The 23,981-nt window shown below is 64.5% G+C and carries 25 protein-coding genes; 12 read left to right on the forward strand and 13 right to left on the reverse strand.

Translation table 11 applies throughout. From position 1 onward, the window contains the following. From J0I79_RS26165 to efp, 8 genes are all read right to left on the reverse strand, one after another. A partial coding sequence (locus J0I79_RS26165) for a Rieske 2Fe-2S domain-containing protein (RefSeq protein ID WP_292866211.1) occupies positions 1-528 on the reverse strand: 528 nt, incomplete at its 3' end. After that, a complete protein-coding gene (locus tag J0I79_RS26170; RefSeq protein ID WP_292866214.1) occupies positions 525-1,670 on the reverse strand; it encodes a GNAT family N-acetyltransferase in 1,146 nt (381 codons plus the stop codon). The genes J0I79_RS26165 and J0I79_RS26170, both read right to left, overlap by 4 nt. Further along, positions 1,667-2,929, reverse strand: coding sequence for a F390 synthetase-related protein (locus J0I79_RS26175; protein ID WP_292866217.1), 1,263 nt, complete (start codon positions 2,927-2,929; stop codon positions 1,667-1,669). Before J0I79_RS26175 ends, J0I79_RS26170 begins: the two co-directional genes overlap by 4 nt. Beyond that, positions 2,926-3,750, reverse strand: coding sequence for an MBL fold metallo-hydrolase (locus J0I79_RS26180; RefSeq protein WP_292866220.1), 825 nt, complete (start codon positions 3,748-3,750; stop codon positions 2,926-2,928). Before J0I79_RS26180 ends, J0I79_RS26175 begins: the two co-directional genes overlap by 4 nt. Then, a complete protein-coding gene (locus tag J0I79_RS26185) occupies positions 3,747-4,745 on the reverse strand; it encodes an NAD(P)-dependent oxidoreductase (RefSeq protein WP_292866223.1) in 999 nt (332 codons plus the stop codon). Before J0I79_RS26185 ends, J0I79_RS26180 begins: the two co-directional genes overlap by 4 nt. Beyond that, positions 4,745-5,734: a 3-oxoacyl-[acyl-carrier-protein] synthase III C-terminal domain-containing protein gene (locus J0I79_RS26190; RefSeq protein WP_292866226.1), complete on the reverse strand. Its 990-nt coding sequence runs from the start codon at positions 5,732-5,734 to the stop codon at positions 4,745-4,747. Before J0I79_RS26190 ends, J0I79_RS26185 begins: the two co-directional genes overlap by 1 nt. A 132-nt stretch (positions 5,735-5,866) precedes the next feature. Continuing rightward, a complete protein-coding gene (locus tag J0I79_RS26195) occupies positions 5,867-6,775 on the reverse strand; it encodes a class I SAM-dependent methyltransferase (protein WP_292866229.1) in 909 nt (302 codons plus the stop codon). A gap of 229 nt (positions 6,776-7,004) precedes the next feature. Then, positions 7,005-7,574: an elongation factor P gene (gene efp / locus J0I79_RS26200; RefSeq protein WP_137929770.1), complete on the reverse strand. Its 570-nt coding sequence runs from the start codon at positions 7,572-7,574 to the stop codon at positions 7,005-7,007. A gap of 114 nt (positions 7,575-7,688) precedes the next feature. Between efp and epmA the strand changes: the two genes are divergently transcribed. After that, entirely contained in the window at positions 7,689-8,735 is a 1,047-nt protein-coding gene (gene epmA, locus J0I79_RS26205; protein WP_292866235.1) for an EF-P lysine aminoacylase EpmA, read from the forward strand. Between the two features lie 24 nt (positions 8,736-8,759). Here the strand turns inward: epmA and J0I79_RS26210 are convergent, their stop codons facing one another. Beyond that, positions 8,760-9,176: a VOC family protein gene (locus tag J0I79_RS26210; RefSeq protein ID WP_292866238.1), complete on the reverse strand. Its 417-nt coding sequence runs from the start codon at positions 9,174-9,176 to the stop codon at positions 8,760-8,762. 164 nt (positions 9,177-9,340) lie between these two features. On the opposite strand from J0I79_RS26210, the gene J0I79_RS26215 reads away from it, so the two are divergent. From J0I79_RS26215 to lpxK, 6 genes are all read left to right on the forward strand, one after another. Beyond that, complete coding sequence (locus tag J0I79_RS26215; RefSeq protein ID WP_292866241.1) at positions 9,341-10,684, forward strand: TldD/PmbA family protein; 1,344 nt, start codon at positions 9,341-9,343, stop codon at positions 10,682-10,684. Continuing rightward, positions 10,671-11,480, forward strand: a complete 810-nt coding sequence (locus J0I79_RS26220; RefSeq protein WP_292866244.1) for a 3'(2'),5'-bisphosphate nucleotidase CysQ — start codon at positions 10,671-10,673, stop codon at positions 11,478-11,480. The genes J0I79_RS26215 and J0I79_RS26220 overlap by 14 nt, the downstream gene beginning before the upstream one ends. Before the next feature lie 76 nt (positions 11,481-11,556). Further along, positions 11,557-11,802 carry a DUF4170 domain-containing protein gene (locus J0I79_RS26225; RefSeq protein ID WP_292866247.1) on the forward strand — a complete coding sequence of 82 codons (246 nt, stop codon included), beginning with the start codon at positions 11,557-11,559 and terminating at the stop codon, positions 11,800-11,802. A 5-nt stretch (positions 11,803-11,807) separates the two neighbouring features. Further along, a complete protein-coding gene (locus tag J0I79_RS26230; protein WP_292866250.1) occupies positions 11,808-12,599 on the forward strand; it encodes a lysophospholipid acyltransferase family protein in 792 nt (263 codons plus the stop codon). Further along, positions 12,596-13,912 (forward strand): lipid IV(A) 3-deoxy-D-manno-octulosonic acid transferase, encoded by a 1,317-nt coding sequence (gene waaA / locus J0I79_RS26235; protein WP_292866253.1) that lies wholly within the window; start codon positions 12,596-12,598, stop codon positions 13,910-13,912. Before J0I79_RS26230 ends, waaA begins: the two co-directional genes overlap by 4 nt. Position 13,913: 1 nt before the next feature. Further along, positions 13,914-14,939 (forward strand): tetraacyldisaccharide 4'-kinase, encoded by a 1,026-nt coding sequence (gene lpxK, locus J0I79_RS26240; protein ID WP_292866256.1) that lies wholly within the window; start codon positions 13,914-13,916, stop codon positions 14,937-14,939. Positions 14,940-14,942: 3 nt separating this feature from the next. On the opposite strand, the gene J0I79_RS26245 is transcribed toward lpxK, so the two are convergent. Beyond that, positions 14,943-15,176, reverse strand: a complete 234-nt coding sequence (locus tag J0I79_RS26245; RefSeq protein ID WP_292866258.1) for a DUF2093 domain-containing protein — start codon at positions 15,174-15,176, stop codon at positions 14,943-14,945. 125 nt (positions 15,177-15,301) lie between these two features. Between J0I79_RS26245 and J0I79_RS26250 the strand changes: the two genes are divergently transcribed. Continuing rightward, on the forward strand, positions 15,302-15,889 hold the full coding sequence (locus J0I79_RS26250) for a hypothetical protein (RefSeq protein ID WP_292866261.1): 588 nt from the start codon (positions 15,302-15,304) through the stop codon (positions 15,887-15,889). Positions 15,890-15,919: 30 nt separating this feature from the next. Here the strand turns inward: J0I79_RS26250 and J0I79_RS26255 are convergent, their stop codons facing one another. Next, positions 15,920-16,846, reverse strand: a complete 927-nt coding sequence (locus J0I79_RS26255; RefSeq protein WP_292866264.1) for a LysR substrate-binding domain-containing protein — start codon at positions 16,844-16,846, stop codon at positions 15,920-15,922. A gap of 91 nt (positions 16,847-16,937) precedes the next feature. On the opposite strand from J0I79_RS26255, the gene J0I79_RS26260 reads away from it, so the two are divergent. Together J0I79_RS26260 and J0I79_RS26265 are read left to right on the forward strand one after the other, a co-directional pair. Next, positions 16,938-17,831 carry a DMT family transporter gene (locus J0I79_RS26260; RefSeq protein WP_292866267.1) on the forward strand — a complete coding sequence of 298 codons (894 nt, stop codon included), beginning with the start codon at positions 16,938-16,940 and terminating at the stop codon, positions 17,829-17,831. 247 nt (positions 17,832-18,078) lie between these two features. Continuing rightward, positions 18,079-18,714, forward strand: coding sequence for a hypothetical protein (locus J0I79_RS26265; protein WP_292866270.1), 636 nt, complete (start codon positions 18,079-18,081; stop codon positions 18,712-18,714). A gap of 39 nt (positions 18,715-18,753) precedes the next feature. Here J0I79_RS26265 and mutL read toward each other — a convergent pair whose 3' ends face one another. Both mutL and J0I79_RS26275 read right to left on the reverse strand, forming a co-directional pair. Beyond that, positions 18,754-20,625, reverse strand: a complete 1,872-nt coding sequence (mutL, locus tag J0I79_RS26270) for a DNA mismatch repair endonuclease MutL (protein ID WP_292866273.1) — start codon at positions 20,623-20,625, stop codon at positions 18,754-18,756. A 43-nt stretch (positions 20,626-20,668) separates the two neighbouring features. Continuing rightward, positions 20,669-21,571 carry a LysR substrate-binding domain-containing protein gene (locus tag J0I79_RS26275; RefSeq protein WP_292866276.1) on the reverse strand — a complete coding sequence of 301 codons (903 nt, stop codon included), beginning with the start codon at positions 21,569-21,571 and terminating at the stop codon, positions 20,669-20,671. 92 nt (positions 21,572-21,663) lie between these two features. On the opposite strand from J0I79_RS26275, the gene J0I79_RS26280 reads away from it, so the two are divergent. Both J0I79_RS26280 and J0I79_RS26285 read left to right on the forward strand, forming a co-directional pair. Then, complete coding sequence (locus J0I79_RS26280; protein ID WP_292866278.1) at positions 21,664-23,214, forward strand: trimethylamine methyltransferase family protein; 1,551 nt, start codon at positions 21,664-21,666, stop codon at positions 23,212-23,214. Positions 23,215-23,260: 46 nt separating this feature from the next. Then, positions 23,261-23,981 (forward strand): ABC transporter substrate-binding protein (locus tag J0I79_RS26285; RefSeq protein WP_292866281.1); only part of this gene is annotated, 721 nt, incomplete at its 3' end.

Consider the following 23,981-nt stretch of genomic DNA (forward strand, 5'->3'; position numbering starts at 1 on the left):
ATCGACGCGCACCAGATGACGCTTGGCGCTCAAACCTCGCAACAGCCCCTTGTGCGTGAAATGAGTGTGGGTGGCGTCAAGAATGTTTTCGGCCGCGTCGATGACGGTTGATTGCGTCGAGGAGCGGACGCGCCGCACGATGATGTCACGGCCTTGCATGCAATGGAGGTAAGGTTCGCTCTCGGGCGCGCCGGCCGAAACAAAGACCACCCCGTCGCGCTCGATGGCGCTGTAGCGGCGCACCCGGTAATGCGGCATCTCGCCGATATGTCCGGGAATGGCCGTGCAGCGGCCGTTGCCGTCATAGCGCCAGCCGTGATAGGGGCACTCGATCTTGCCATTGATGACTTTGCCGGTAGACAGTTCCACCAGGCGGTGCACGCAACGGTCGAATAGCGCCGCGATGCCCTTGTCCGAGCGGAACAAAACCACCGGCGCGCCTTCGAACAAGATGCGGCGTGGCTTGCGATCGACATCGGCGGTTAGCGCCACGGCCTGCCAGAAATCCTTGCGCGGAGCCTTGCTCACAGTTCGAATCTCCGAAGCAGCGGTATGCCGACCCAGGCCAGCACATATTCCATCACCCGCACCGCCAGGCGCCGGTGAAGCGGCAGATGCCCGACATAGCAGGCGTTGTACTCCACCGCCGGCACGGCGCCACGCCGGCGTTTGAAACCGGCGGCGCCAGCGCTCATGTTGAAGAACAGGCCATGCGCCGTGGCATGATCCTGCGCCAAAGCCATTATCATCCGGTAGAGTCCATCATTGACCGGCAGGGTCGTGTCGTAGCCGACGATCGGCTGGGTCAGCGTGGCGCCGTTCTCGAACAGTGCGGTGACGGCGACCAATTGGCCGGCGCCATCGCGCAGCCCGGTAAGCCGCAGGATGCCGCGGCGGTGCATTTCGGCGATATAGCGCGCCGTGTACTGTGGATTGAGTGGCGTGTATTTCTGCAGATAGAGCAGTGCGTAGAGCTCTTCGCTTCTGGCGTAGTCGGCTTCCGTGAAATCGGCGTTGCCGACGCGCCGAAGAGGAGTGGCCCGTAGCCGGGCGCGGTCGCGCTTCATGTCGCGCGTCATACGCGGCGCGGCAGTCCGGTCAGCGAAGATGTAGATCTGGCGCGCCGCCAGCATGCGAAAGCCCGCCGCTTTCAGTGCGGCGATCGTGGGCGCATCGGCGATCTCGTTCAGCGAGCGGATGACTATGGCTCGGTCGGGAAACCGCGCCGTAAGCTCGGCGCGCATCGCCGAGACAAGGGCCTTGTCGAGCAAGGGCACGGGATTGGTCGAAAAGAGCCAGTTGTTGACCTGCGCCTGATGGTCGAGGCCGCTTGCCCGGACCAGAGGCGCGCACAAGCCGATGAGCTTTCTGATCGCCTTTTGCAGAAACGGGTTCGGCGCGAAATTGCGCGTCTCGTCGATCGCATAGTCGATATAAGCGCTGGACGGGCAGCAGATATAGCAGTTCGGCGCATCCCGGGCGTCGTTCAAGGTGAGCGGAAAGGCGCGCCCTGCAATCTCGAACGGCTCGACGCGGACGGTCAGGTTGGCAATGAGGTCGGCCACCGGGACCTCGTTGAAAAGCCGTGCGAACGCCTCGACTTTGTCAGGCTTGTTTTCGACCCGGCCTGATGGCTCCGGGAACTGCCGCGCGGCTGCCGCCCGGCTCATGGTTTTGCCTCCGGCGGCAGGCGGCACTCGACACGACGCAGTTTGCGGCTGGTTTCCAGGGGCAGGGGTGCGCATACCAGTTCGACCGTGACGGTGGCCTGGCGCAGGTTGAGCAGCGACCGCACCGCCACCAGCGCGGCCTGCGCCGCATCCCCGGCCAGTTCGGTCTTGAGGCGCAGTTCGACAGCGCCGGGCGCGGTCTGGATGAGGCGGAAGTCGTCGATACGCCGGTCCGCCTTCAACACCGCGTTGCGCAGGATGTCGGGTGTAACCAGGATTGGTCCCTGCGTCGAAGCGAACCGGAAGACATCGTCCATGCGGCCGACGATCTCGTCCACAACGCGCAATGGCGAGCCGCAGGCGCATGGCGTCGAGGACAGGCGCAAGAGATCGTTCATCCGGTAGCGCGCCATGATCTGGGTCTGGCGGCGGAAGGTCGTCACCAGCGGCATCACCAGCCCGTCACCGGCGGGTTCGAACTCGAAGAAGACGGAATCCTCGGCCAGATGCAGGCTGCCCTGCCGACAGGTGACCGCAAACAGTCCTTCGGTCGCCATATAGATCTGATCGAGCCTGCGCCCGAAAAAGGCTTCGATCTCTGGCCGGTCGACCGGATCGAGCGTCTCGGCAGCGGAAAAGACCCGCAGCGGTGACAGCCGAAAACCTTCGCTGGCGAAATGGCGCAGAATCTTCGGTGGCGCGATGATCACAGTCGGCGCGAAGTCCTCCAGCGCCGCCCTCCATTGCTCCGGCCCGAGCGTCAGGTCGAAGAAACGCAGCTCGATGCGCCCTGATTTGCGGGCGCTGTCATAGAGTCCGGTGTTCTGGGGCAGGATCACCGCCACGCGCTGGCGTTTCCACAGCAGGTCGGCAATGGTCTTGGCCAGGATGGCGCCCAGCCAGCGGTATTTTTCGGCTTCGGAAATGACGAACAGGCCGCGATTGCCCGACGTGCCGGTGCTGGCTCCGACAGTGAGTGCACCAAGGCGACCGTCGCTGGTCGCGGCTGCCCAGGCGTCGCGGCTCGACACGCCCGCGACGTTGAAGCGCTCAAAATTCGCCATCAGCAGCGCCTTGTCGGTCACCGGCAGGTCACCGCAGCGCAGGGGCGCCTTGCCGTAAAACGGGGCGCGAGGCAGGTCGCGGTCGAGCCAGCGGCGCAAGCTTCGCGCCTGCCAACGCTCGAAGTTCTTGCGGCTCTTGCGCGACACCCATGAGGTTACTGCAAAGGATTTGAGCGCTTCGGCCAGCCCGATCATCCATCCTCCGGCGCCAGATCGTACTGTGTCAGTCCGGGGTCGTGGCAGAACATCACCTCACCGCCGGTGGCCAGGAAACGGCGCAACATTGCGCTTGTCGGCTCGATCGCCGAAAAATCCTCGGCGATCAGGCTGGCCGGAAAGCCCGGTGTGCGGTTCTCGACCAGCGCCTTGATCAACCACTGCACGTCGACGGCATAAAGCAGCGGCCGGTCCAGTTGCGCGAACAGCAGGCCGAATTGACCATCGGAATGGCCGGGCAGATCGACAGCGACCACGCTACCGTCGCCGAGCAGATCGGCGCCGCCGGGCACGTCATCGCGTGACGCTACCTGTTTCATTGTAGACAGTCCGTTGAGCCGGTCTTCGAAGTTGTCCGGGAACAGTTCGGGAAACACGCCATGGCGCAGATTCTGCCAGGCTGTTTTCGACTTCAAGCGAGCCCACGCCGCGTCATTGGCGATGAAGCGGGCATTGGGGAAGAGTGAAAGACCGGAAGTATGGTCGGCATGAAAGTGCGTGATGATGACGGCGCGCACGTCGAATGGCGTCAAGCCAAAGCGCGCCAGAACCGGGACCGGCTGCTCGGTCGCGATGAGTTCGGGTTTGAGTGCCGAACCATAGAAGCGCAGCGCCGCGCTGCGCTGCGCGCCGCTGACCACGTGCGGCGTATAGCCGGTGTCGACCAGCACCGGCCCGGCCTGTGGGTGGAGGATCAGCCCATAACGGACGCGCAACCGGATTTTTTGCCAACTGCCGCCACGCAGGATGAGTCGTTCGGCGGCGCTGACCCAGGCGCTGTTGGCGAAGGCGATCTTCATGCTGCCTCCCAGGCTTCGCGTCCTCTGGCGAAGGTGCGGTCGAGCCCATTCTCGAACGCAACTTTCGGCGCCCAGCCCAGCACCCGGGCGGCCTTGGAAATATCGAGGCTCTGGGCATAGGCAAACAGGCCCAGGCCATAGCGGGTGACCGGTGGCTCTGGCCGGCCCGGCAAATGCAGCGCCACGGCCTCCATCATGCCGGCCACGAGCATCGCCGGTGCCAGCGGTGTCTTACGCCATCGCGGCTGCAGCCCGGCCCGCGCGCAGGCAGTGTCGGCAATGTGGCGTACCGAAAGCACTTCGCCGCCCGAAATGTTGAAGATTTGGCCCTCGGCACCGACGCCGGCGGAGAGCGCCGCGAACACCGCATCGACGACATCGTCGACATGGGTGAGATCGATGCGTGCCTGACCATCGCGAAACAGCGGTAATGGCCGGCGCCGCGCCGCCTGCAGCAGGCGGGGCAGGAGCGCGCGGTCGCCGGCACCGTAGATGCCGCGTGGCCTCAGCACCACGGGCCCGATGGCTGGCGCCGCCAGCACGATCTCTTCGGCCTGGCGTTTGGTGCGGGCGTAATGGTTGACCGGATCCGGCAGGGGACTGTCTTCGGCGACGCCAAGCTGATCGCGAAAGGCGAAACCGACTGAAGGGCTCGAAATCTGGACAAAGCGGCGCACACCGCGACGTTGCGCGAAATCGACGAGATTGCGGGTCGCCGCGACATTGGCCGCATCGAAATCGGCCAGCCGGCCGAACGGCGAAGAGAGCGCGGCGCAATGCACGATGGCATCGACCTCGCCGAACTCGGCATCGGCCTTCGCGTCGAAGGGTCGCGAGAACTCGCGACAAAGGACGGTGTGGCCTGCGGCTCGAAGCGCTGCGCTGCGTGCGGTATCGCGGCCTTGCGCCAGAACCGGCGTGCCCGCGGCGGCCAGCCGCGCCACGATATGGCCGCCCAGAAAGCCGGTGGCGCCGGTGACGAGCACGCGTCCCATCAGGCCTCCAGCGCCATGCCGCCAAAGGAGACGCCAGCCGAGGTGCCGAGGAACAGCACTTTCGTGCCCGGCATGACGCGGCCCTGCTTGCGTGCAATGTCGAGCGCGAAGGGGATGGACGCTGCGATCTGGTTGCCGTAGCGCGCCGAAATATCGACCAGCTTCTCCGCCGCGAAACCTGTCTGGCGTGCCATATGCGCCAGAGCGAAAGGGCTCGCCTGGTGCGGCACGATGAGACCGACATCTTCATGCCGCCAGCCGGCACGCTGCAGGAGCTCATCGACGAAACCGTTGAAATGGCGCGAAGTCACCCGAAACAGCTCCTTGCCGTCCATCTGGAACAGCGCATTGCGGGAAAACTCCTCCGGCTGGCGATGAAAGTCGAAGCGTGTGCCGCCGGCGCCGATGCCGCAGGCCTCGTAGGCCGACGGATAGGTCCGCATCAGATTGGCAGATATCTCGCCCTCTCCGGGCACCGCCTTGCGCAGCACCGCGGCCGCCGCGCCGTCGCCAAACAGGGCGGCGATCTCGGGTTGATCTGTCCACGGCAGGGCCCGTGAAGCGACTTCCGACGAGAACACCAGCGCCATTTGGCATTGCCCGGCCTCGATCATGCGGGCGGCCGTCTCGAAGGCGGTTAGAAAACCCAGGCAGGTGCTGTTGACATCGAAAGCGGCGGCCGAGCCGTCGGCCAGCCCCAGGCGCTGCATCACCAGTGGCGCTGTCGATGGCAGCGGCTGGTAGGGCACCGCGCATCCGCCGATGACGAGATCGACGGCATTTGGCTCCGATCCGGCATCGGCCAGCGCCAGGCGGGCGGCGGCACAGGCGAGATCTACTTGCGATTCGGTGTCGCAGACATAGCGTTCCACCACGCCGGTGGCCGCTTCGAGCCGGCCCTGGTCAAAGCCCAGCCGCTCGTCGAGACTGCGGGATGTCACGCATTGAGCGGGTAGCGCGCGCCCGGTTCCGACGATCTTGATCCGCATTCTCAGCCGCCCAATGAGTTGCGATTTCTAACGCATAAGCCAGGCTGATGGTAGGAGTGAGGCGGAAGCCATCGCCTCGACAACCCCGCATCTGACAATCATCGGAGACATCGGTTTTCCCGATGGCGCCGGTCAGCGCGCGAAGCGACGTTTGATGCGATCAGCCTTCCTGCCAAGGGATGCGAATGCCCGCCGAGCCATGCCCGATATCTTGGCATCCAGACGGCTCTCCGCCTGCATACGTGTCACTTTTTCGGCCAGCCGCGAATTCTCGGAGCGCAGCTTATCGATTTCGGCGCGGAATTTGGGCGAATGCACCTTGGCTATGTGAGCCCATAACTCTCGTTGCGAGCGCTCGAGATAAGCCTTTCGGTCCAGTGCATGGGGCTGAAGTTCATCGCGGACCCTGGACGCATGCGCGCCAAGTCCGATCACGGCAACGGTGTCTGGCAGAAATACGGTTTCATGCGCGATGCCGAGATGGTCCAGAAAGCGTTCCGCATTGATGATCGCGTCCGCGATCAGGTTGGCATCGTGGAAGCACACGACGCAATCCGCCTTCATAAACCGCAGAACGCCGACGAAATCCGAAAAACAGGCCTCGTTTGTGTGCACCCCATCGATAAATGCGAGCGTGGCTTTTGGGCCTGCCGCCGCTGGAGAAACAGCGGAGACATCGCTGTCGAACGTCGTCAACTTCGTCATTGCCGAGGGAGGAAGTTCGTCCGACAACACGGCGATCATGCGGGCCGTTGAATTTTGGGGATAGTGGATAAGCTCGGCGCGTTCGTCAGGTAGCGCCGCTGGCCGCGGATCGAAGGACAGCGCGGCCTCACATGCCGGGTCGATCAGGTGCGGGAACAGGCTTCCGCCGACATGCGAGCCAACTTCAAGATAGGTGTAACGGCCGAGGATCGACCGCACGAGATTCTGAACCCGCAGGAAACTGGCGCGGTCACCAAGAGTGCTATGCGTTTCGACCTTGAAAACGGCAATGTCGAGCGTCTCGATCATGCCCAGCGCCTGGCTGGCTGTCAGCATCGGGTGACTCCCTGGCGCGGAGATCGTCCTGCACGGCGCGGGCGGGCGAATCTTCACAGGTGGTAGCCGCGTCTTCGCCTGGATTTCGACAATGGCATACCGCGATTGAAGACTGCGGCCAGCTCGCTTGCAGCTTTATTCCACACAGAAGCCCCCGAACAAAGTCACGGGGGAGTTATCCGGTCACTTGATGGTGCAAGAAGCCTGCCGCGGATCCAAAATTCCGGCTTCAGTCCTTCGCGCGTTCCACGTAGGAGCCATCGGCCGTCATCACCACCACGCGGGTGCCGGGCGCGATGTGCGGCGGTACTGCGGTGCGCACGCCGTTGGAAAGCACGGCCGGCTTGTAGGAGGACGACGCCGTCTGGCCCTTGGTCGTCGGCTCGGTCTCGACCACCTCGAAGGTGGCGCGCTGCGGCAGCACCAGGGCAATGGCGATGCCGTTGAACTGCGACACCTGCACCGGCATGCCTTCCTGCAGATAAGGCGCTGCGTCGCCGACCACGGCTTCCGTCACCGCCACCTGGTCGTAGGTCTCCGGGTTCATGAAGTGATAGCCTTCGCCGTCGGCGTAGAGGAAAGTGTGCTCGCGTTCCTCGACATAGGCGCGCTCCACCTGCTCGGTGGTGCGGTAGCGCTCCGAAACCTTCACCCCGTCGCCGATACGGCGCATGTCGAGCTGGGTCACGGGCGTGCCCTTGCCCGGATGGATGTTTTCGGCAAAGAGGATCACATAAAGCTTGCCGTCCTTGTCGACGACATTGCCTTTGCGGAGCGAACTGGCGATGACTTTCACCACGGTGTTATATCCTGCGAGGTTTGACTGGCGTTTGCCGGCTTGCGCGGCGCTGGATGGGGGCCTAGCGCATCTTGGCCCGAACCGCCAGCCCCCTCAGCAAGCTGAAACGCGCCGATGACCGCTGCTTCGCCCTGGTGGACGCCTCACGTCCATGCCGACCGCCGCCCGCGGCTGCTGTTGCGCAACGGCCTCACGGCCGCCTTGCGCGACTGGTTCGCGCGACACGATTTCATCGAGGTGGAAACATCCGCCCTGCAGGTCTCGCCCGGCAATGAGGCGCATCTGGCGGCTTTCGCCACGGAGGCAATCGGCCCGGATGGCGCAAAGTCACCGATTTATCTCCACACCTCGCCGGAATTCGCGTGCAAGAAGCTGCTCACGGCTGGCGAACAGCGCATTTTCAGTCTTGGCCCGGTCTATCGCAATCGCGAGCGCGGCCCCTTGCACCATCCCGAATTCACCATGCTCGAATGGTACCGGGTGGGCGAGACCTATGACAGCTTGATGCGCGATTGCGCCGATCTGCTGGCACTGGCCGCCACCAGGGCAGGGGCCGCGCGCTTTTCCTTTCGTGGCCGCGATTGCGACCCGTTCGCCGAACCCGAGCGGTTGACGGTGGCGGACGCTTTCACACGGCACGCCGGCATCGATTTGCTGGCCACGGTCGCCGGCGACGGAGGCACCGACCGCGAGGCGCTTCATGCCGCGCTGGTTCAAGTCGGTCTGCGCACGGCGCCCGACGACAGCTGGGCCGACCTGTTCAGCCGGGTGATGGTGGAGAAAATCGAACCCAATCTCGGCATCGGTCGGGCCACGATATTGTGTGAATATCCGGTCGCCGAAGCGGCGCTGGCGCGGCCGAGCCCCAGGGATTCCCGCGTCGCCGAGCGCTTCGAGCTCTATTGCTGCGGCGTCGAACTCGCCAACGGCTTCGGTGAACTGACAGACCCGGCCGAACAGCGCCGGCGGTTCATCATCGAAATGGACGAAAAGCAGCGTATCTACGGCGAGCGCTACCCGTTGGACGAGGATTTCCTCGCTGCGCTGGCCATCATGCCGCAGGCCAGCGGCATCGCGCTCGGCTTCGACCGGCTGGTGATGCTGGCGACAGGCGCTCAGAAGATCGAGGATGTCATCTGGACGCCTGTCGCAGCCTCCTGAACAACCTGCCCGACAGGCTCTGCCTCAATGCGCGAAAACCTGTTCCAGTGAGCGAAAGCCCTTGAACTCCAGGGCGTTGCCAGAGGGATCGCGGATGAACAGTGTCGCTTGTTCGCCGGGCTCGCCCTTGAAGCGGACCATTGGCCGTTCCAGCCAGTCGATGTCGTCGCGCGCTTCCAGCCGTGTTGCCAGACGCTGCCAATCATCCATCAGCAGCACCGCTCCGAAATGCGGGATCGGCACCAGAATACCGTCGACCTTGCCGTCAGCGGCGGCTTTCGCGGCCTGCGGCCGCAAATGCGCCGACATCTGGTGGCCGAAAAGGTCGAAATCGACCCAGGTCGCCGAAGAGCGGCCGATCGCGCAGCCCAGCACTTCGCCATAGAAAGCGCGGGTTTCATCGAGATCACGAACCGGAAAGGCGAGATGGAAAGGCGTCATGGAAGAGGCTCCGTACAGGCTGCGGACTGTTTTGCGTCGTCCATTTCGCGGTGGCAACGGCAAATCGATGCATTCTGATTGAAGCCCATGCCATTGCACAAGCCGGACCGGAACAATAGATGGGTGGGCGGCCATGGGCCGGCCGCAGCAGCAGGATCACAGGCATGACCGACATATCAGACGCAGCAAAATTGACCGACCGCGTCGCCGCGCTGGTCGAGGCCGCCAGGAAGGCCGGTGCCGATGCGGCCGACGCAGTGGCCGTGCGTGGCCGCTCCACCGGCGTGTCGGTGCGGCTCGGCAAGGTCGAGGGCACCGAATCGTCCGAGAGCGAGGACGTATCGCTGCGTGTCTTCGTCGGCCAGCGCGTGGCGAGTGTATCGGCGACGGCCGCATCGGACCCGACGACGCTGGCTGAGCGCGCCGTGGCGATGGCCAAGGTCTCGCCGCAGGATCCCTATCAAGGTCTCGCTGATCCGGCGCTGCTTGCGAAGCAAACGCGCGATCTCGGCCTTTTCGATGGCACCGAAGTTCCGGCCGACCGGCTGAAGGAGGCGGCCCTGGCGGCGGAAGCCGCCGCCCTCGCCGTCAAGGGCGTCACCAATTCGGCCGGCAGCAGCGCCGGCGCGGGCATGGGTGGCCTGGTGCTTGCCACGTCGCACGGTTTTGTCGGCCACTATGTCGTCTCGCGCTTTTCGCGTTCCGCCAGCGTCATTGCCGGCGAAGGCACCGGCATGGAGCGCGACTATGAATTCTCCTCGCGCCTTCATTTCGCCGAGCTCGACGCGCCCGAAGAGATAGGCCGCAAGGCCGGCGAGCGCGCCGTGCGCCGCCTCGGTGCGCGCAAGGCGGCGACCGGGCCGGTCGATGTGGTGTTCGATCCACGCGTCGCGCGTGGCATTGCTGGTCACCTGGCTGGCGCCATCAACGGCGCATCCGTCGCGCGCAAGACCTCGTTCCTGCGCGACCAGATGGGCAAGCAGGTCGCGGCCTCCTCGATCACGGTCACCGACGAGCCTCTCAGGCTGCGCGGTCAGGCCTCGCGTCCGTTCGATGGAGAGGGCATCGAAGGCGAGAAGCTGCTGATGGTCGAAAAGGGCGTGCTCAACCACTGGTTCCTGTCGACGTCCGCCGCGCGCGAACTCGGCCTTGTCACCAACGGGCGCGGATCGCGCAGCGGCTCTTCCGTGTCGCCATCTTCCACCAATCTTGCCATCGAGCCCGGCGAGCGGTCGCCCGAAGAGCTGATCAAATCGCTCAAGACAGGCTTCTATGTCACGGAAGTGTTCGGTCAGGGCGTCGACATGGTGACCGGCGAGTACAGCCGTGGCGCCTCCGGCTTCTGGATCGAGAACGGCGAGCTTGCCTATCCGGTCGCCGAGGTCACCATCGCATCGAACCTGAAGACGATGTTTCTCAACATGGTGCCCGCCAACGACCTCGACCGCAATTTCGGCACCGCTGCTCCCACGCTGCTGATCGAAGGCATGACCCTTGCCGGAGCATGAGCTGACCACGGCCACTTCCGGCGCCGCCGAGGATTTGCTGCTGCTGCGCGACGCTGCCCGAGAGGCGGGCCTCATTGCCATGCGCTACTTCGGCAAGGATCCGCAGGTCTGGATGAAGGGCGGCACGTCGCCGGTCAGCGAAGCAGATCACGCCGCGGACGCCTATCTGCGTCGAACGTTGCTCGCTGCGCGGCCCGATTATGGCTGGCTGTCGGAAGAGACTGTCGACGACCCGGCGCGGCTTTCGGCGCCCCGCACCTTTGTCGTCGATCCGATCGACGGTACGCGCGGCTTCCTCGAAGGCCAGCGCACCTGGTGCGTCAGTGTCGCCGTGGTCGAGCATGGCCGCACGCTGGCCGGCGTGCTTGAGTGTCCGGCGCTGGATGAGACGTACTGGGCGCTGCCCGGCGAGGGCGCATTCCGTAACGGCAAGCGCATCGCCATCCGTGAACTCGGAGAAAAGGCCGAGATTTCCGGGCTGAAGCAATTGATCGACCTGGTACCGGCCGGCTGGCAGAAACGGCTGACGCGAGCTCCCTACAGTCCTTCGCTAGCCTATCGGCTGGCCATGATCGCCAATGGTTCGCTCGACGGCACTTTCGTAAAGCCGAATGCCCATGACTGGGATATAGCCGCCGCCGATCTCATCCTGCGCGAGGCCGGCGGCCAGTTGCTCGATCCGTATGGGCGGGCACCGCTCTATGCCGGCGCGGTGACGCGCCACGGCGCGCTTGCCGCCGGCAGCGGTGACTTGCTGGCGGTGCTCGTGGACGTCATTGCCGGCCTGGACGGGTGAAAGCGCATTCGAAGGTTCCAAAGTCGGCGGCTTTGGTCTAGACCTGTCACAAACTCACAATATGTGAAGGACAGACATGGCCGCGGAAGACGGAAAGAAACAGCTTTTGCATCTGGTGTTCGGCGGCGAACTGAAAAAGCTGGGCGGCACGGAATTCCGTGATCTCGACGCGCTCGACATCGTCGGCGTTTATCCGGACTATCAAACCGCGCATACGGCGTGGAAAGCCAAGGCGCAAGCCAGCGTGGACAATGCCCATATGCGTTATTTCGTCGTTCATCTGCATCGTTTGCTGGATCCCGACAACAAGGCCGCCGGTTGACGTCGATGGAGCATGATCTGGCGAAAGGGCCCGCCGGCGAGGCCGCGGCCCCCGGCAGGGGCCGAGGCCGCACGACCAAGACTTTCTGGCGCAGGATTCGCGAACCGCTCGCGCAGTCGCGATTCGTCAAAAGCGCCATTGCCAGCCTGCTCGCCCAGTTCGTGCGGCTGGTCCGCCTGACCAGTCCCCTGGTCGCCGGATCGGCGCGCTTTTCGGGTGGCGCCTACGCCGAGTTCGAGCCGGGCATCATCGCGTTGTGGCACGGCCAGCACCTGTTGACGCCGGCCTACTATCCCAAGCGCAAGCCGTTGGTCGCCATGGTGTCGCGCAGCGCCGATGCTGAACTCAATGCGCTGATGCTGGAGAAATTCGGCATCGAGGCCGTGCGCGGTTCGGGCGGCCGCGACAATGCCAGGCATCTCGACAAGGGCGGAGCCAAGGCCCTCATCGCCCTCAAAAAGTCGCTCGTATCAGGCAAGAACGTTGCCATGATCGCAGATATTCCGCACGGCACGCCGCGCGACGCAGGGCTTGGTATCGTTCTCCTGGCGCGCCTCTCGGGCAGGCCTCTCCTGCCTGTCGCCATTGCCACCAGCCGCCGCAAGGTTCTGGAAAAGAGCTGGGACAAGACCACGATCAACCTGCCGTTCGGACGTTCCGCCGTGACCATCGGTGCGCCGATCTACGTGGCGTCGAATGCCGACGATGCCGAGATGGAGCGCAAGCGCCAGGAGGTCACCGCCGCCCTCAATGCCGCGACGGCCGAGGCTTACCGCCTCGTGGATGGTCGGCGATGAGCGGTCGCTGGGCGCGCGCCATGCTGTCGGCATATCGTTATGCCGGGGCGGCGGCCTATCCGATGGTCGGACCCTATGTCGCCTGGCGCACCTCGCGCGGCAAGGAAGACCGCAACCGGCGCCGTGAGCGTTACGGCGTCGCCGGCCGCCCGCGCCCCGAGGGGCCGGTCATCTGGATCCATGCCGCGAGCGTCGGCGAGACCTTGGCCGTCGTGCCGCTGGTCGAAAGCATTCTCGACTATGGCGTCAACATCGTGCTGACCACGGGCACGGTGACATCGGCGCAGGTCGTCGACGAGCGGCTCGGCGACCGCATCATCCACCAATATGTGCCGCTGGACCTGAAACCGGCGGTCAGCCGTTTCCTTGATCACTGGCGGCCGGACCTGGCGATCATCGCCGAATCCGAGATCTGGCCGATGACCATACTCGAGCTTGGCGCGCGTCATGTGCCGCAGGTGCTAGTCAATGGCAGGCTGTCCGACCGCTCGTTCACCTCGTGGAAGAAGCGAGCCAACATCGCCGAGGCGCTGTTCGAGAACCTCGCCCATGTCGTTGCCCAATCCGATGTCGATGGCGAGCGGTTTCGCGCGCTTGGCGCCCGGCCGGTTACCGTTTCCGGCAATCTCAAGGTCGACACCAATCCGCCGCCGGTCGACGAGCGAGCGCTGGCCAATTTGCGGCGGCAGATCGGCGGGCGCCCGACCTGGGCCGCGATCTCGACCCATGATGGCGAGGAAGTCGTGGCGGCCGAAGTCCACGCGACGCTGCACAAGCGTCATCACGGCCTGCTGACCATTGTCGTTCCGCGCCATCCCGATCGCGCCGAAGCGCTTGCCACGCAGATTTCCGGCATGGGCCTGAACGTCGCGCGGCGCAGCAAGGGCGATCGCATCGGGCCGGACACCGATATCCTGCTCGGCGATACGATCGGCGAGATGGGGCTGTATCTGAGGTTGACCGAGATTGCCTTCGTTGGCCGCTCGCTGACCTCCGAGGGCGGCCAGAATCCGTTGGAGCCGGCGATGCTCGACACCGCGGTCCTAGCTGGCCGCAACGTGCAGAACTTTCGGGAAGCCTACCAGCGTCTGCTCGACAGCGGCGGCGCCAAGCTGGTGCGCGACCGCGACATGCTGGCGGGCGCCGTGAATTTCCTGCTGACCAATGAAGTCGCCCGCCACGAGATGATGGCGGCCGGCGCGGCGACCGTCGACGAGATGCGCGGCGCGCTGGCGCGCACGCTGAAATCGCTGGAGCCCTACATTCAGCCGCTGGTCGTCAAGGCGCGCCTGAAGGGCGCGAACGGACGCTGACATGGCCTCCGAGGCGCCGCCATTCTGGTGGGAAGAGCCGGACTGGCGCGTGTTCGCCCTGTCGCCGCTGTCGGCGGTCTATGCGCTTGCCGCCGGCCGTGGCATGCGCAGGGCCCGGCGCGAGAAGATTGAGGCGCCGGTTCTCTGCATCGGCAATTTCACCGTTGGCGGGACTGGTAAGACACCAGTGGCCATCGCACTTGCCGAACAGGCCAAGCGCATGCACCTGAAACCAGGGTTCCTGTCGCGAGGCCATGGCGGCTCCTTCGCCGAGCCGCATGTCGTGGATGCCGGCCATGACAGCGCCAGGCATGTCGGCGACGAGCCGCTGCTCCTGGCCGAACACGCGCCGGTCGCGGTGACGCCCAATCGCGCCGCCGGCGCGCGGCTGCTCCTGGAAAAACATGGCTGTGATTTCCTGATCATGGATGACGGGTTCCAGAGCGCCCGCATCCACATCGACTACGCGCTGGTGGTCGTGGATGCCCGCTACGGGATCGGCAATGGCCGCGTCATACCCGGCGGCCCGCTCCGTGCCAGAATCGTCGACCAGTTGGTCTTCACCAGCGGGCTCTTGAAGATGGGCGAGGGCACGGCCGCCGATGCGGTGGTGCGCCAGGCCGCGCGCGCAGGCCGTCCGATCTTCGAGGCTCATACTCAGCCGACCGCCGGCGAGCGCTTCGCCGGCAAGCGCTATCTGGCCTTCGCCGGCATCGGCCATCCAGAAAAATTCTTCGATACCGTGCGTTCTTCTGGCGGCGAAGTGGTCCTGTCCAGGCCGTTTCCGGACCATCACTTCTATGCCGAGGACGAACTCGCCGAACTGGCCACGACAGCGCGCACCGAAGGACTGGGCCTCATCACCACCGCCAAGGACGCCGCCCGGCTGCGTCATGGCGCATCGCGGGACTTTCTCGACAGTCTCGATGTGCTGGAGATCGATACGGTCTTCGAACTCGACCACGTTCCCGGTCGTATCATCGAAGAAACGCTCGATGCCTGGCGGCAGCGTAAATTAAGGCGGTGACGTCTAGCTGCGTTTGCGCAACTCAGGATGCACCTCGATTTCGCGACGCAGCGAGACCGTGGCGTTGGCATAGGGCTCTTGCCTTGCCACACTCCAGTATTTCAGCTCGTCCAACGGGATGCTTTCCCCTGTCACCGCGCAACGCACGAACGAGCCGGGGCTGGTGACCTGGAAATCGCCGTCGAGATAGCGGATGCGGGCTTCCTTGCCGCCGGGGCCTTCGAAACGGTTCATCATGCTGAGGTGCCGAGATTCATCGGAATTTCATCGCCACAAATCGATGGCCAGGTCAAGCATGCGACAAGCCTCGGACAATGCTCGGGCGTTAACACAATCTTAAAAGCTTCTATTTTGGGGGCAATATGGAGATTTCTTCCGCCGGGCTGGCTTCCTTGCTGAAGGAGGCGATGACGCCGCAACCGGTGCCGTCGGCGAAAGCCGATCCGGTCAGGACGGCGCTGATCCGGGAGCTGGTGCAGCCGCCGGTGCCTTCTCTGTTCGCCCAGCGGACGGCGCCGACGCTGATGGCCATGCCGGCGGCGCCGATCGCCGTCAGATCGCAGCAGATCGCTTCGGCTGGCATCGTCGAGGCCTATATGGCTCAGCTCGATACCAGGGAAGAAGCTGCGCTCGCGGCGATCGCGGTAAGGAAGGGGACGCCTGAAGCCGAAACGCAGCGCGGCGCCTTGCCGCCCTCTGCAACGGCCAACGACAACGCTCCCGCGAGGGTGTCGGGCGTTTCATTGCTGTCATTTGTCCCGCCGCAGGTTCCGGCTCCGCGCAGCGCTGCTGCCCCGGGGGCACCAACAGGCCGACGAAAGCCGGCCTATCAAGCCCATGCAGTGGCGTTGAACCCCGAGCGCCTGATGGTGAAAATCGGCTTTGTCTCGATAGCATTCGGCCTGTTGGGCATGGTGACCATCGGATTCACACTGCTGCTGCTTCGCTGAACGTCGCACCGATCCTGCCGGCCGGCGCAACTATCGCTCGGCCTTGAGGAACTCCTCGACTTTCTCGGGTGCCAATCCGGCCTGCTGCGCGATGCGTCGGGCAAGGTCGGCGGCCGCACTGCGTGGCCGCCCCAGCGGCCGGTCGAGCCAGTAGGATACGGGATTGAGCGCGGTGCGCTCATCCACGGCGGTGATGCGGCCCGACGTCAACTGGTGTCCGGTCAGCGGTGGGCGCGCCAGCGCGATGCCCAGCCCATAGGCTGCCGCGTCCAGCACCAGATTGTAATCCTCGAAGCGCCGATCCTGCGGGCGCGGGCGGTAATCCATACCTTGCGCCGCGAACCAGGCGCGCCAGCCGGAAGCGTCCGAATCGTTGATCAGCGGAAATTTGAGCAGCCGGGCGGGATCGCCGCGCCCGACCTCGCGCGCTAGCCCCGGCGAGGCGACGGGAAAGACATGCTCCTCGAAAAGCTGCACCGAAACCCGGCCCGGAATGCCGCCGCGCCCGCACCGGATCGACAGGTCGATTCCTTCGTCGGCGAGGTCGGCCTGACGGATATCGACATCGAGCACGATGCGCAGCTTGGTGGGATGGCTCTCGAGCGCCGCCATGCGCGGCATCAGCCAGAGCCCGCTCACCGAGGGGATCGACGTCAGCCGCACCACAGCGGTGCCGCGCGGTTCGACCCAGCGGTCGGAATGGCTCGATATCAGCGCGAAGGCTTCCGATGTGCGCAGATGCAGGCGGTTGCCTTCGATCGTCAGCGTGACGCCGCGCGCGCCGCGATCGAACACTTTCAGTCCAAGCCAGTCCTCGAGCTTGGCGATCTGCCGGCTGACCGCGCCATGGGTGATGTTGAGCTTTTCGGCTGCAGCCGAAAAGCTGCCTGTCCGAGCCGCCGCGTCGAAGGCCCGCAGGGTTTCGAGCGGAACCATCGTATCTGAGCTGTGATCCATATTCACAGCTGATCCTCGATTTGGTCGTTTGTCAACGGGCAGGAAATGGCGTTTTGTGCTGTCGGGACGGAAGAACGTAAGGGATAGTGAGATGAGCGCGATGACGGGCACGTTGAATTCGACACAGCGCATGGACACCACCGCGGCAATCGCCGTCGCGCTGACGGTGGTCGGCTGGGCGTCCGCTTTCCCCGCGATCCGCGCCGGGCTTGCTGCCTTTCAGCCGCTGGAGCTGGGCGCGCTCCGCTTCGCCATCGCCGCCGCGCCGGCGGCGATCTATCTAGCTGTCAGGCGCCCGGCGCTGCCCGCGATCGGCGAGTTGTGGCGCTTCGCCTTTGGCGGCGCCATCTTCGTCGCGCTCTACACCGCAATGCTCAATTTCGGCGAGCAGACTGTGTCGGCGGGCGCTGCCGGGTTCATCATCAATGTCAGCCCGATCTTCACCGCCATCATGGCGATGGCGCTTCTGGGCGAGCGTTTTTCCGGCTGGGCCTGGGCGGGAACCGCGATTTCCTTCGCTGGCATAGGCATCATTGCGGTGGCCGACGGCAATGGCCTGCACTTCAACGCCGGTGCGCTGCTGGTGCTGGGCTCGGCGCTGTGCTCCGCCGTGAACACCATCGTCCAGAAGCCGCTGTTTGCACGCCATCACCCGCTGACCATCTCGGCGTCCAACATGGTGCTCGGCGCGCTCTGCCTGTCGCCCTTCCTGCCTGCCGCTCTCCAGCAGGCAGCGGTGGCCGATACGGCCGGCCTTGGCGCCGTCATCTATCTCGGTATCGTGCCGAGCCTGATCGCCTACGCCGCCTGGGCGACCGCTCTCTCGCGCCTGCCGGCGGCCCGTGCCTCCAATTTCCTTTATCTGGTCTCGCCGATGTCGGCCCTGATCGGCTTCTTCTGGCTGGGCGAAGTGCCGACGCTGCTCGGCATCCTCGGCGGCGCACTGGCGCTGGGCGGCGTCATAGTCGTGAATTTGAAGCGCTGAATCAAAAGTTTGCAGGCCTCTCCTGATTCAAATCGCGAAGCCGCCGGATGGACCGCGACGTTCGCGATGCAGACATGAGCCACGTGGGTGGCTATGTTGCCCCGGCTGGTCGTGGGGGGACAGGATGGCAAGGCGGTTCCTATCGGCAATTCTTTTGCTGCTGCTGTTAAGCGGCAAGGCCGCGGCCGGCTGGTACCATGTGGAGAATTACCAGGGCTCCATCGGGCCGCATCCGATCCACCTCTCCTTGCAGACCTATGATTTCGGCAGCGGCATAACGGTCGAGGGCAGTTACTTCTACGACTCCAGGCAAAGCCCGATAGCTTTGTATGGCAAGATCAGCGGCGGCAGGATCGCGCTGTGCGAAATTTCGGACGAGAAGGAATTCCAGCGCATATTCGTGATCGGCTCAAAAACGCCGGTCGATACCACCGGATGCGCGCTTACCCTCGATGTCACCGATAGCGGCGCCGCCGGAAACTGGAGCAAGGGGACGGAGACCTATCCCGTCAGCCTCAAGAGGATTGCCGGGCTGGACGACACCGGTGAAGGCAAGATCGACGGAGCCGTCGAGATTCCCTTTTGGGCGCAGACGGCCACCGACCGGTTCGCTGGCGTCTACAAAAACACCAGTGCCGGCATCTGCATGACGAAAATGCAGGTCATCAAAAAGCTCGGCGGAAAAGTCGCGCAGGAAGTCATTTTCAGGGATGACGATGTTTGCAGTGCGGGGATGCTGATGACCCCCATCTACATGAATGTCGAGAAATGGATCGAACACGGCAAGGACGTCATTTCCGTGAATTTTCGTGGCGGCGGTGCCGGAACGACGATCGACTACGTCTTCGATCCCACGACGAAGAAGTACCGGCAAAAGAAGTAACGCCGGGCATCCGCCTTCTGTCGGGCGCTGCCTCTGAGGTCACCGTCGGCCGAACAACCGCTCGATGTCAGCCAGCTTGAGTTCGATATAGGTCGGCCGGCCATGGTTGCAGGTACCCGAGCCCGGCGTCGCCTCCATCTGGCGCAGCAGCGCATTCATCTCCTCGGCCTTGAGCAGCCTGCCGGAGCGCACCGAGCCGTGGCAGGCCATGGTGGCGGCAATCTTGTCCAGCCGCTCCTTCAGCGTCTCTACCGTGTCATTGTCGGCGATCTCGTCGGCGAGGTCGCGTACCAGTTGCTGAACGTCCGTTTCGCCCAGCATCGACGGCGTCTCTCGCACGGCGACCGCGCCCGGGCCGAAGCGTTCCAGCCCCAGTCCGAACCGGGCCAGGGTTTCCGAATGCAGCGCGAGGCGTTCCGCGTCCTCTTCCGGCAGGTCGATGATCTCAGGCAGCAGCAGCATCTGCGAGGGCACGGCACGGGAGTGCAGGGCATTCTTCAGCGCCTCGTAGACCAGCCGCTCATGCGCGGCGTGCTGGTCGACGATCACCAGCGAATCCCTGGTCTGGGCGACGATGTAGTTCTCATGCACCTGGGCGCGTGCGGCACCCAGCACCATGCCGAGCAGCGTCTCGGTCGCCTCGCTCTGCCCGGCACGGGCATCGGCGCTGGCGAGCGGGCCGGCATCGAAGGCGGCCTGCCCGGATTCGCCAAGGCCGCGATGGTCGAAACCGGCTCCCTCGAAGCCCATGTCGAGCGGCCGCTGCGAAGAACGCGCCGGATCGAAACCGCTGGCGGAAGCGCGGTAAGCGGCTTCGTAGCCGCGGTGGCCGTTGGCTGGTCCGCCGTGACCGAAGCTGGTGGCGCCCGGCCGGAAAGCGGCCATCATGCCTGCCGCGCCTGAGGTGGCGGCGCGGATGCCGCTATCGGCAAGCGCCTGCCGGATGGCGCCGACGATCAGCCCGCGCACCAGCCCGGGATCGCGAAACCGCACATCGGCCTTGGCCGGATGGACGTTGACGTCGACGATGGCCGGATCGAGGGTCAGGAACAGCACCGTCACCGCATGGCGGTCGCGCGGCAGCACATCGGCAAAGGCGCCGCGAATGGCGCCTGCGATCAGCTTGTCGCGCACCGGGCGGCCGTTGACATAGGCATATTGCTGCAGCGCGTTGGCGCGGGTGAAGGACGGGATCGATACGTGCCCTGTGAGACGGACGCCTTCGCGCATCGCGTCGATGGCAATGGAATTGTCCGGAAAATCGGCCCCCATCACCTGCGCGACGCGGCGCAGGCTGCCTTCGGCGCTGTCGTCCGTCGCTGGCAATTCCAGGGTCGAGCGGTCCGATCCGGCCAGCGTGAAGCGCACGGAAGGAAACGCGATGGCTATGCGCTTGACCACATCGCCGGTGGCTGAGCTCTCCGCGCGCTCGCCTTTCATGAATTTCAGCCGGGCAGGGGTGGCGAAGAACAGGTCGCGCACCTCCACCGTCGTGCCGCGATTGGCTGCTGCCGGCCTGACGGCGGAAACACGTCCGCCCTCGATGCCGATCTCGGCGGCGCTGTCGCCGAAGGCGGTGCGCGAGCGGATCGACAGCCGCGACACCGAACCGATGGAGGGCAGCGCTTCGCCGCGAAAGCCGAGCGAGCGGATGTCGTGGATATCCTCGGCAAGCTTGGAGGTGCAATGGCGCGCGATCGCCAGCGAAAGCTCCTGCTCGGGAATGCCGGAGCCGTCGTCGGTGACACGGATCAGGTTCAGCCCGCCGCCTGCGGTAACCACCTCTATTCGAGACGCGCCGGCGTCCAGCGCATTCTCGACCAGCTCCTTGACCACGCTCGCCGGACGCTCGATGACTTCGCCGGCGGCGATCTGGTTGATCATCGTTTCGGAAAGCTGGCGAATGGGCATCCGGTGATCTTACATGGATTCGGATGCTATGCGCGAGGCCACTTCACGCCTGCGCCACGAGCCAGTCCCTGACCTTGCGGGCATTGTCGCTGAGTTCGCGGTTCTTCGGCCAAACCACATAGAAGGCCTTGCCGGTCTTCAGCACATGGTCCGTCACCGGCACCAGCAGGCCTGTCGCCAGCAGCCGTTCGGCGAGATGGCGCCAGCCCAGCGCGATGCCCTGGCCTTCCATCACGCCCTGGATCACCAGCCCGTAATCATTGATGCGCAGGCCGCGAACCGTATCGTCGAGCCTGCCGCCGGCCGACTGGAACCATTCGTCCCAGCTCGCCGCCTCGCGATAGGGCTCCTCGAGGTGGATGAGGCGATGCGTGGCCAGTTCCTCGACCGTTCCCGGCATGCCGAATTTTGTCAAATAGCTGGTTCCCGCGACCGGGAAGATCTCTTCATCGGCGAGCGGCAGCGAATGGTAATCCGGCCAGTCCCGGGGTTCGCCGCCGCGCACCGCGAGCGGGATGCCTTCGGCAATGATGTCGAGGTCACGGTCGGCGGTCTGGATACGCAGGTCGATGCCAGGCAACTCGTCGCGAAACTGTTGCAGGCGCGGCATCATCCAGAAGGAGCCGAAGGCGGTCGACGCGGCGACCGTCACATGGCCGCCGGTCGCCTGCAGGCGCAAATCCTCGGCCGATTTGCGGATGTGGGACAAGCCCAGCGAAACGTCGGCGTGAAAACGCTCGCCGGCTTCTGTCAGCATGACCTGGCGGTGACGGCGCTGGAACAGCTTGGCGCCGAGTTGTTCCTCCAGTCCGCGCACCGCGTAGGAGACTGCCGCTTGCGTCATGCCGAGCTCGCGCCCGGCGGCGGTGAAGCTCGACAACCGTCCCGCCGCCTCGAAGACGATCAGGCTGCCGGCCGAGGGCAGGAGATGGCGAAGGCTTCGCATAAGCTGAGCTTATACAAGAGATCAGGATTTTCCAGCGTCACATCAGGATTTTGTCTCGCTAGGCTGGTTCTTCTGGAAGGACTGGAGTTGCCATGAACGCGCCTGCCGCCGAATTGACCGAAGCCACCCATCGCCGTGGCGGTGGCCGTCTGGGGCGCAAGGCGCTGAGAAGCGCTCCGATCGCTTCGTTTCCGACCCTGGTCCGCAAGATTCCCGTTTACCAGATGGTTCCCGACGAGGCGGTGGAACTCATTCACCAGGAATCGCTGGCTATCCTCGAAGAGGTCGGGTGCGAGTTTCGCGACGACGAGGCGATTGCCATTTGGAAAGCGGCGGGCGCTGATGTCTCGGAGACGCGCGTCCGCATCGATCGGGCCTTGCTCATGGAGCTTGTCTCGAAGGTACCCTCGGAGTTCACGCTCAATGCGCGTAACCCCGAGCGTTCGGTGCGCGTCGGCGGCGACAATTCGGTCTTCGTGCCTATGTATGGCGCCCCCTATGTGCGCGACCTCGACAACAACAGGCGCTACGGCACGCTCGCCGACCTCAACAATTTCCACAAGCTCGCCTACATGGCGCCGGCGCTGCATTCGTCGAGCTCGATCATCTGCGAGCCGATGGAGATCGCGGTGCCGAAACGCCACCTGCACATCATCCACTCGGCGCTTAAGCATTCCGACAAGCCGTTCATGGGTATCGTGACCTCCAAGGACAGGGCCGAGGATACGATGGCGATGGCCGGCATTGTCTTCGGCGAGGAATTCGTCCGCGACAATCCGGTGCTGGTGGCGATCACCAACTGCAACTCGCCGCTGGTGTGGGACGCCACCATGCTGGACGCGATGAAGGTCTATGCCCGCCACAACCAGCCGCTGATCCTGGCACCCTTCGCGTTGTGCGGGGCTTCCACCTCGGCCTCCGCGCTGGGCGCCGTGGCGCAGGTCAATGCCGAGGCGCTGGCCGGCGTCGCCTTCACGCAGCTCATCCGCCCCGGATCGCCCCAGGTCTATGGCCAGTTCATGGTCACGGTCGACATGAAGACAGGCGCCCCGATGGGCGGCACGCCCGAGGCCGCCCAGATGATGTATGTGATGGGCGCGCTGGCGCGGAAATACAGGCTGCCATGGCGCACCTCGGGCTTCCATGTCGGCTCGAAGCTGAACGACGCCCAGGCAGGCTACGAAGCCAACATGCTGATGCATGCCGCCATCCTTTCCGGCGCCAACTACATCTGGCACTCGGCCGGCTGGCTGGAGGCGGGCCTGACCTGCGGCTACTCGAAATTCGCCACCGACTGCGAGCAGCTTGTCGGCTGGTACAAATATGCTGGCGGCCTGCCGTTCGACGATTTCAAGGACGCCATGGCGGCGATCCGCGAGGTCGGGCCGCAAGGCCATTTCCTCGGCACCCAGCACACGCTCGATCACTTCGAGAAGGCTTTCTTCATGCCGAGCATCATGGATTTCAATTCCTACGAACAGTGGAACGCCGAGGGCGCAAAGGATCATGACGCACGCGGCCGCGAGAAGGCCCGCAACATGCTGGCAGACTATGAGGAGCCGAAACTCGACGAGGGCGTCGCCGAAGGCCTCAAGGATTTGATCGCAAGGCGCGAGGAGAGGCTGCCCGACACAGTCAGCTGAAGAACGACAGGCAAAGACCTGAAGGGAACCAACAAGGGAGGAATAAATGACGCTTTTCAGAAGCAACGGCGATTGCGTGCCCGATGCCATCGAGGCGATGGCGGCAGAAGTGCGGGCCGGTCGCGTCGACCGGCGCGAGTTCCTGGCGCTCGCAAGCGCCTTCGGTGCGTCGACGGCGCTCGCCTATGGCATGATCGGCCTTGCCGCGCCGGCGAAAGCCCTGGCCGAAGAGCCGAAGAAAGGCGGGACGCTGCACGTCTCCATGTCGGTCAAGGCGCAAAAGGACCCGCGCACCTATGACTGGGTGGAGCTTGCCAACATTTCGCGCAGCTGGCTGGAGCCGCTGGTGCGCTACACCAGACAGTTTACCTTCGAGCCCGTCTTGCTGGAAAGCTGGGACATCAACGACGACGCCACCGAATACACGCTGCATGTGCGTAAGGGCGTCACCTGGAACAATGGCGATGCTTTCAACGCCGACGACGTCGTGCACAACGTCACCCGCTGGTGCGAGAAGGGCGTTGCCGGCAACTCCATGGCCGCACGTGTCGGCGCGCTGATCGACGCCAAGACCGGCAAGGCCAGGGATGGCGCGATCACCAAGGTGGACGATAACACGGTCAAGCTGAAGCTTTCCGAGCCCGACATTTCGCTCATTCCCAACTTCACCGACTATCCGGCACTTGTCGTGCATCGCAACTTCGATGCGGATGGCGCCGACCCGATCAAGAAGCCGATCGGCACGGGACCGTTCGAACTGGTCTCCT

Origin of the sequence: Mesorhizobium sp. (assembly GCF_017306585.1) — a bacterium.
Taxonomy (GTDB): domain Bacteria; phylum Pseudomonadota; class Alphaproteobacteria; order Rhizobiales; family Rhizobiaceae; genus Mesorhizobium.

Excerpts from the sequence above, each read along its gene's own strand:
- J0I79_RS26275 (WP_292866276.1), bottom strand. The coding sequence starts at position 21,571 with ATGCGAAGCCTTCGCCATCTCCTGCCCTCGGCCGGCAGCCTGATCGTC.
- lpxK (WP_292866256.1), top strand. The coding sequence starts at position 13,914 with ATGGCCTCCGAGGCGCCGCCATTCTGGTGGGAAGAGCCGGACTGGCGC.
- J0I79_RS26230 (WP_292866250.1), top strand. The coding sequence starts at position 11,808 with ATGGAGCATGATCTGGCGAAAGGGCCCGCCGGCGAGGCCGCGGCCCCC.
- J0I79_RS26185 (WP_292866223.1), bottom strand. The coding sequence starts at position 4,745 with ATGGGACGCGTGCTCGTCACCGGCGCCACCGGCTTTCTGGGCGGCCAT.
- J0I79_RS26225 (WP_292866247.1), top strand. The coding sequence starts at position 11,557 with ATGGCCGCGGAAGACGGAAAGAAACAGCTTTTGCATCTGGTGTTCGGC.
- J0I79_RS26170 (WP_292866214.1), bottom strand. The coding sequence starts at position 1,670 with ATGAGCCGGGCGGCAGCCGCGCGGCAGTTCCCGGAGCCATCAGGCCGG.
- J0I79_RS26180 (WP_292866220.1), bottom strand. The coding sequence starts at position 3,750 with ATGAAGATCGCCTTCGCCAACAGCGCCTGGGTCAGCGCCGCCGAACGA.
- J0I79_RS26195 (WP_292866229.1), bottom strand. The coding sequence starts at position 6,775 with ATGCTGACAGCCAGCCAGGCGCTGGGCATGATCGAGACGCTCGACATT.
- J0I79_RS26215 (WP_292866241.1), top strand. The coding sequence starts at position 9,341 with ATGACCGACATATCAGACGCAGCAAAATTGACCGACCGCGTCGCCGCG.
- waaA (WP_292866253.1), top strand. The coding sequence starts at position 12,596 with ATGAGCGGTCGCTGGGCGCGCGCCATGCTGTCGGCATATCGTTATGCC.
- mutL (WP_292866273.1), bottom strand. The coding sequence starts at position 20,625 with ATGCCCATTCGCCAGCTTTCCGAAACGATGATCAACCAGATCGCCGCC.
- J0I79_RS26255 (WP_292866264.1), bottom strand. The coding sequence starts at position 16,846 with ATGGATCACAGCTCAGATACGATGGTTCCGCTCGAAACCCTGCGGGCC.
- J0I79_RS26190 (WP_292866226.1), bottom strand. The coding sequence starts at position 5,734 with ATGCGGATCAAGATCGTCGGAACCGGGCGCGCGCTACCCGCTCAATGC.
- J0I79_RS26260 (WP_292866267.1), top strand. The coding sequence starts at position 16,938 with ATGAGCGCGATGACGGGCACGTTGAATTCGACACAGCGCATGGACACC.
- J0I79_RS26250 (WP_292866261.1), top strand. The coding sequence starts at position 15,302 with ATGGAGATTTCTTCCGCCGGGCTGGCTTCCTTGCTGAAGGAGGCGATG.
- J0I79_RS26175 (WP_292866217.1), bottom strand. The coding sequence starts at position 2,929 with ATGATCGGGCTGGCCGAAGCGCTCAAATCCTTTGCAGTAACCTCATGG.
- J0I79_RS26245 (WP_292866258.1), bottom strand. The coding sequence starts at position 15,176 with ATGATGAACCGTTTCGAAGGCCCCGGCGGCAAGGAAGCCCGCATCCGC.
- epmA (WP_292866235.1), top strand. The coding sequence starts at position 7,689 with ATGACCGCTGCTTCGCCCTGGTGGACGCCTCACGTCCATGCCGACCGC.
- J0I79_RS26210 (WP_292866238.1), bottom strand. The coding sequence starts at position 9,176 with ATGACGCCTTTCCATCTCGCCTTTCCGGTTCGTGATCTCGATGAAACC.
- J0I79_RS26280 (WP_292866278.1), top strand. The coding sequence starts at position 21,664 with ATGAACGCGCCTGCCGCCGAATTGACCGAAGCCACCCATCGCCGTGGC.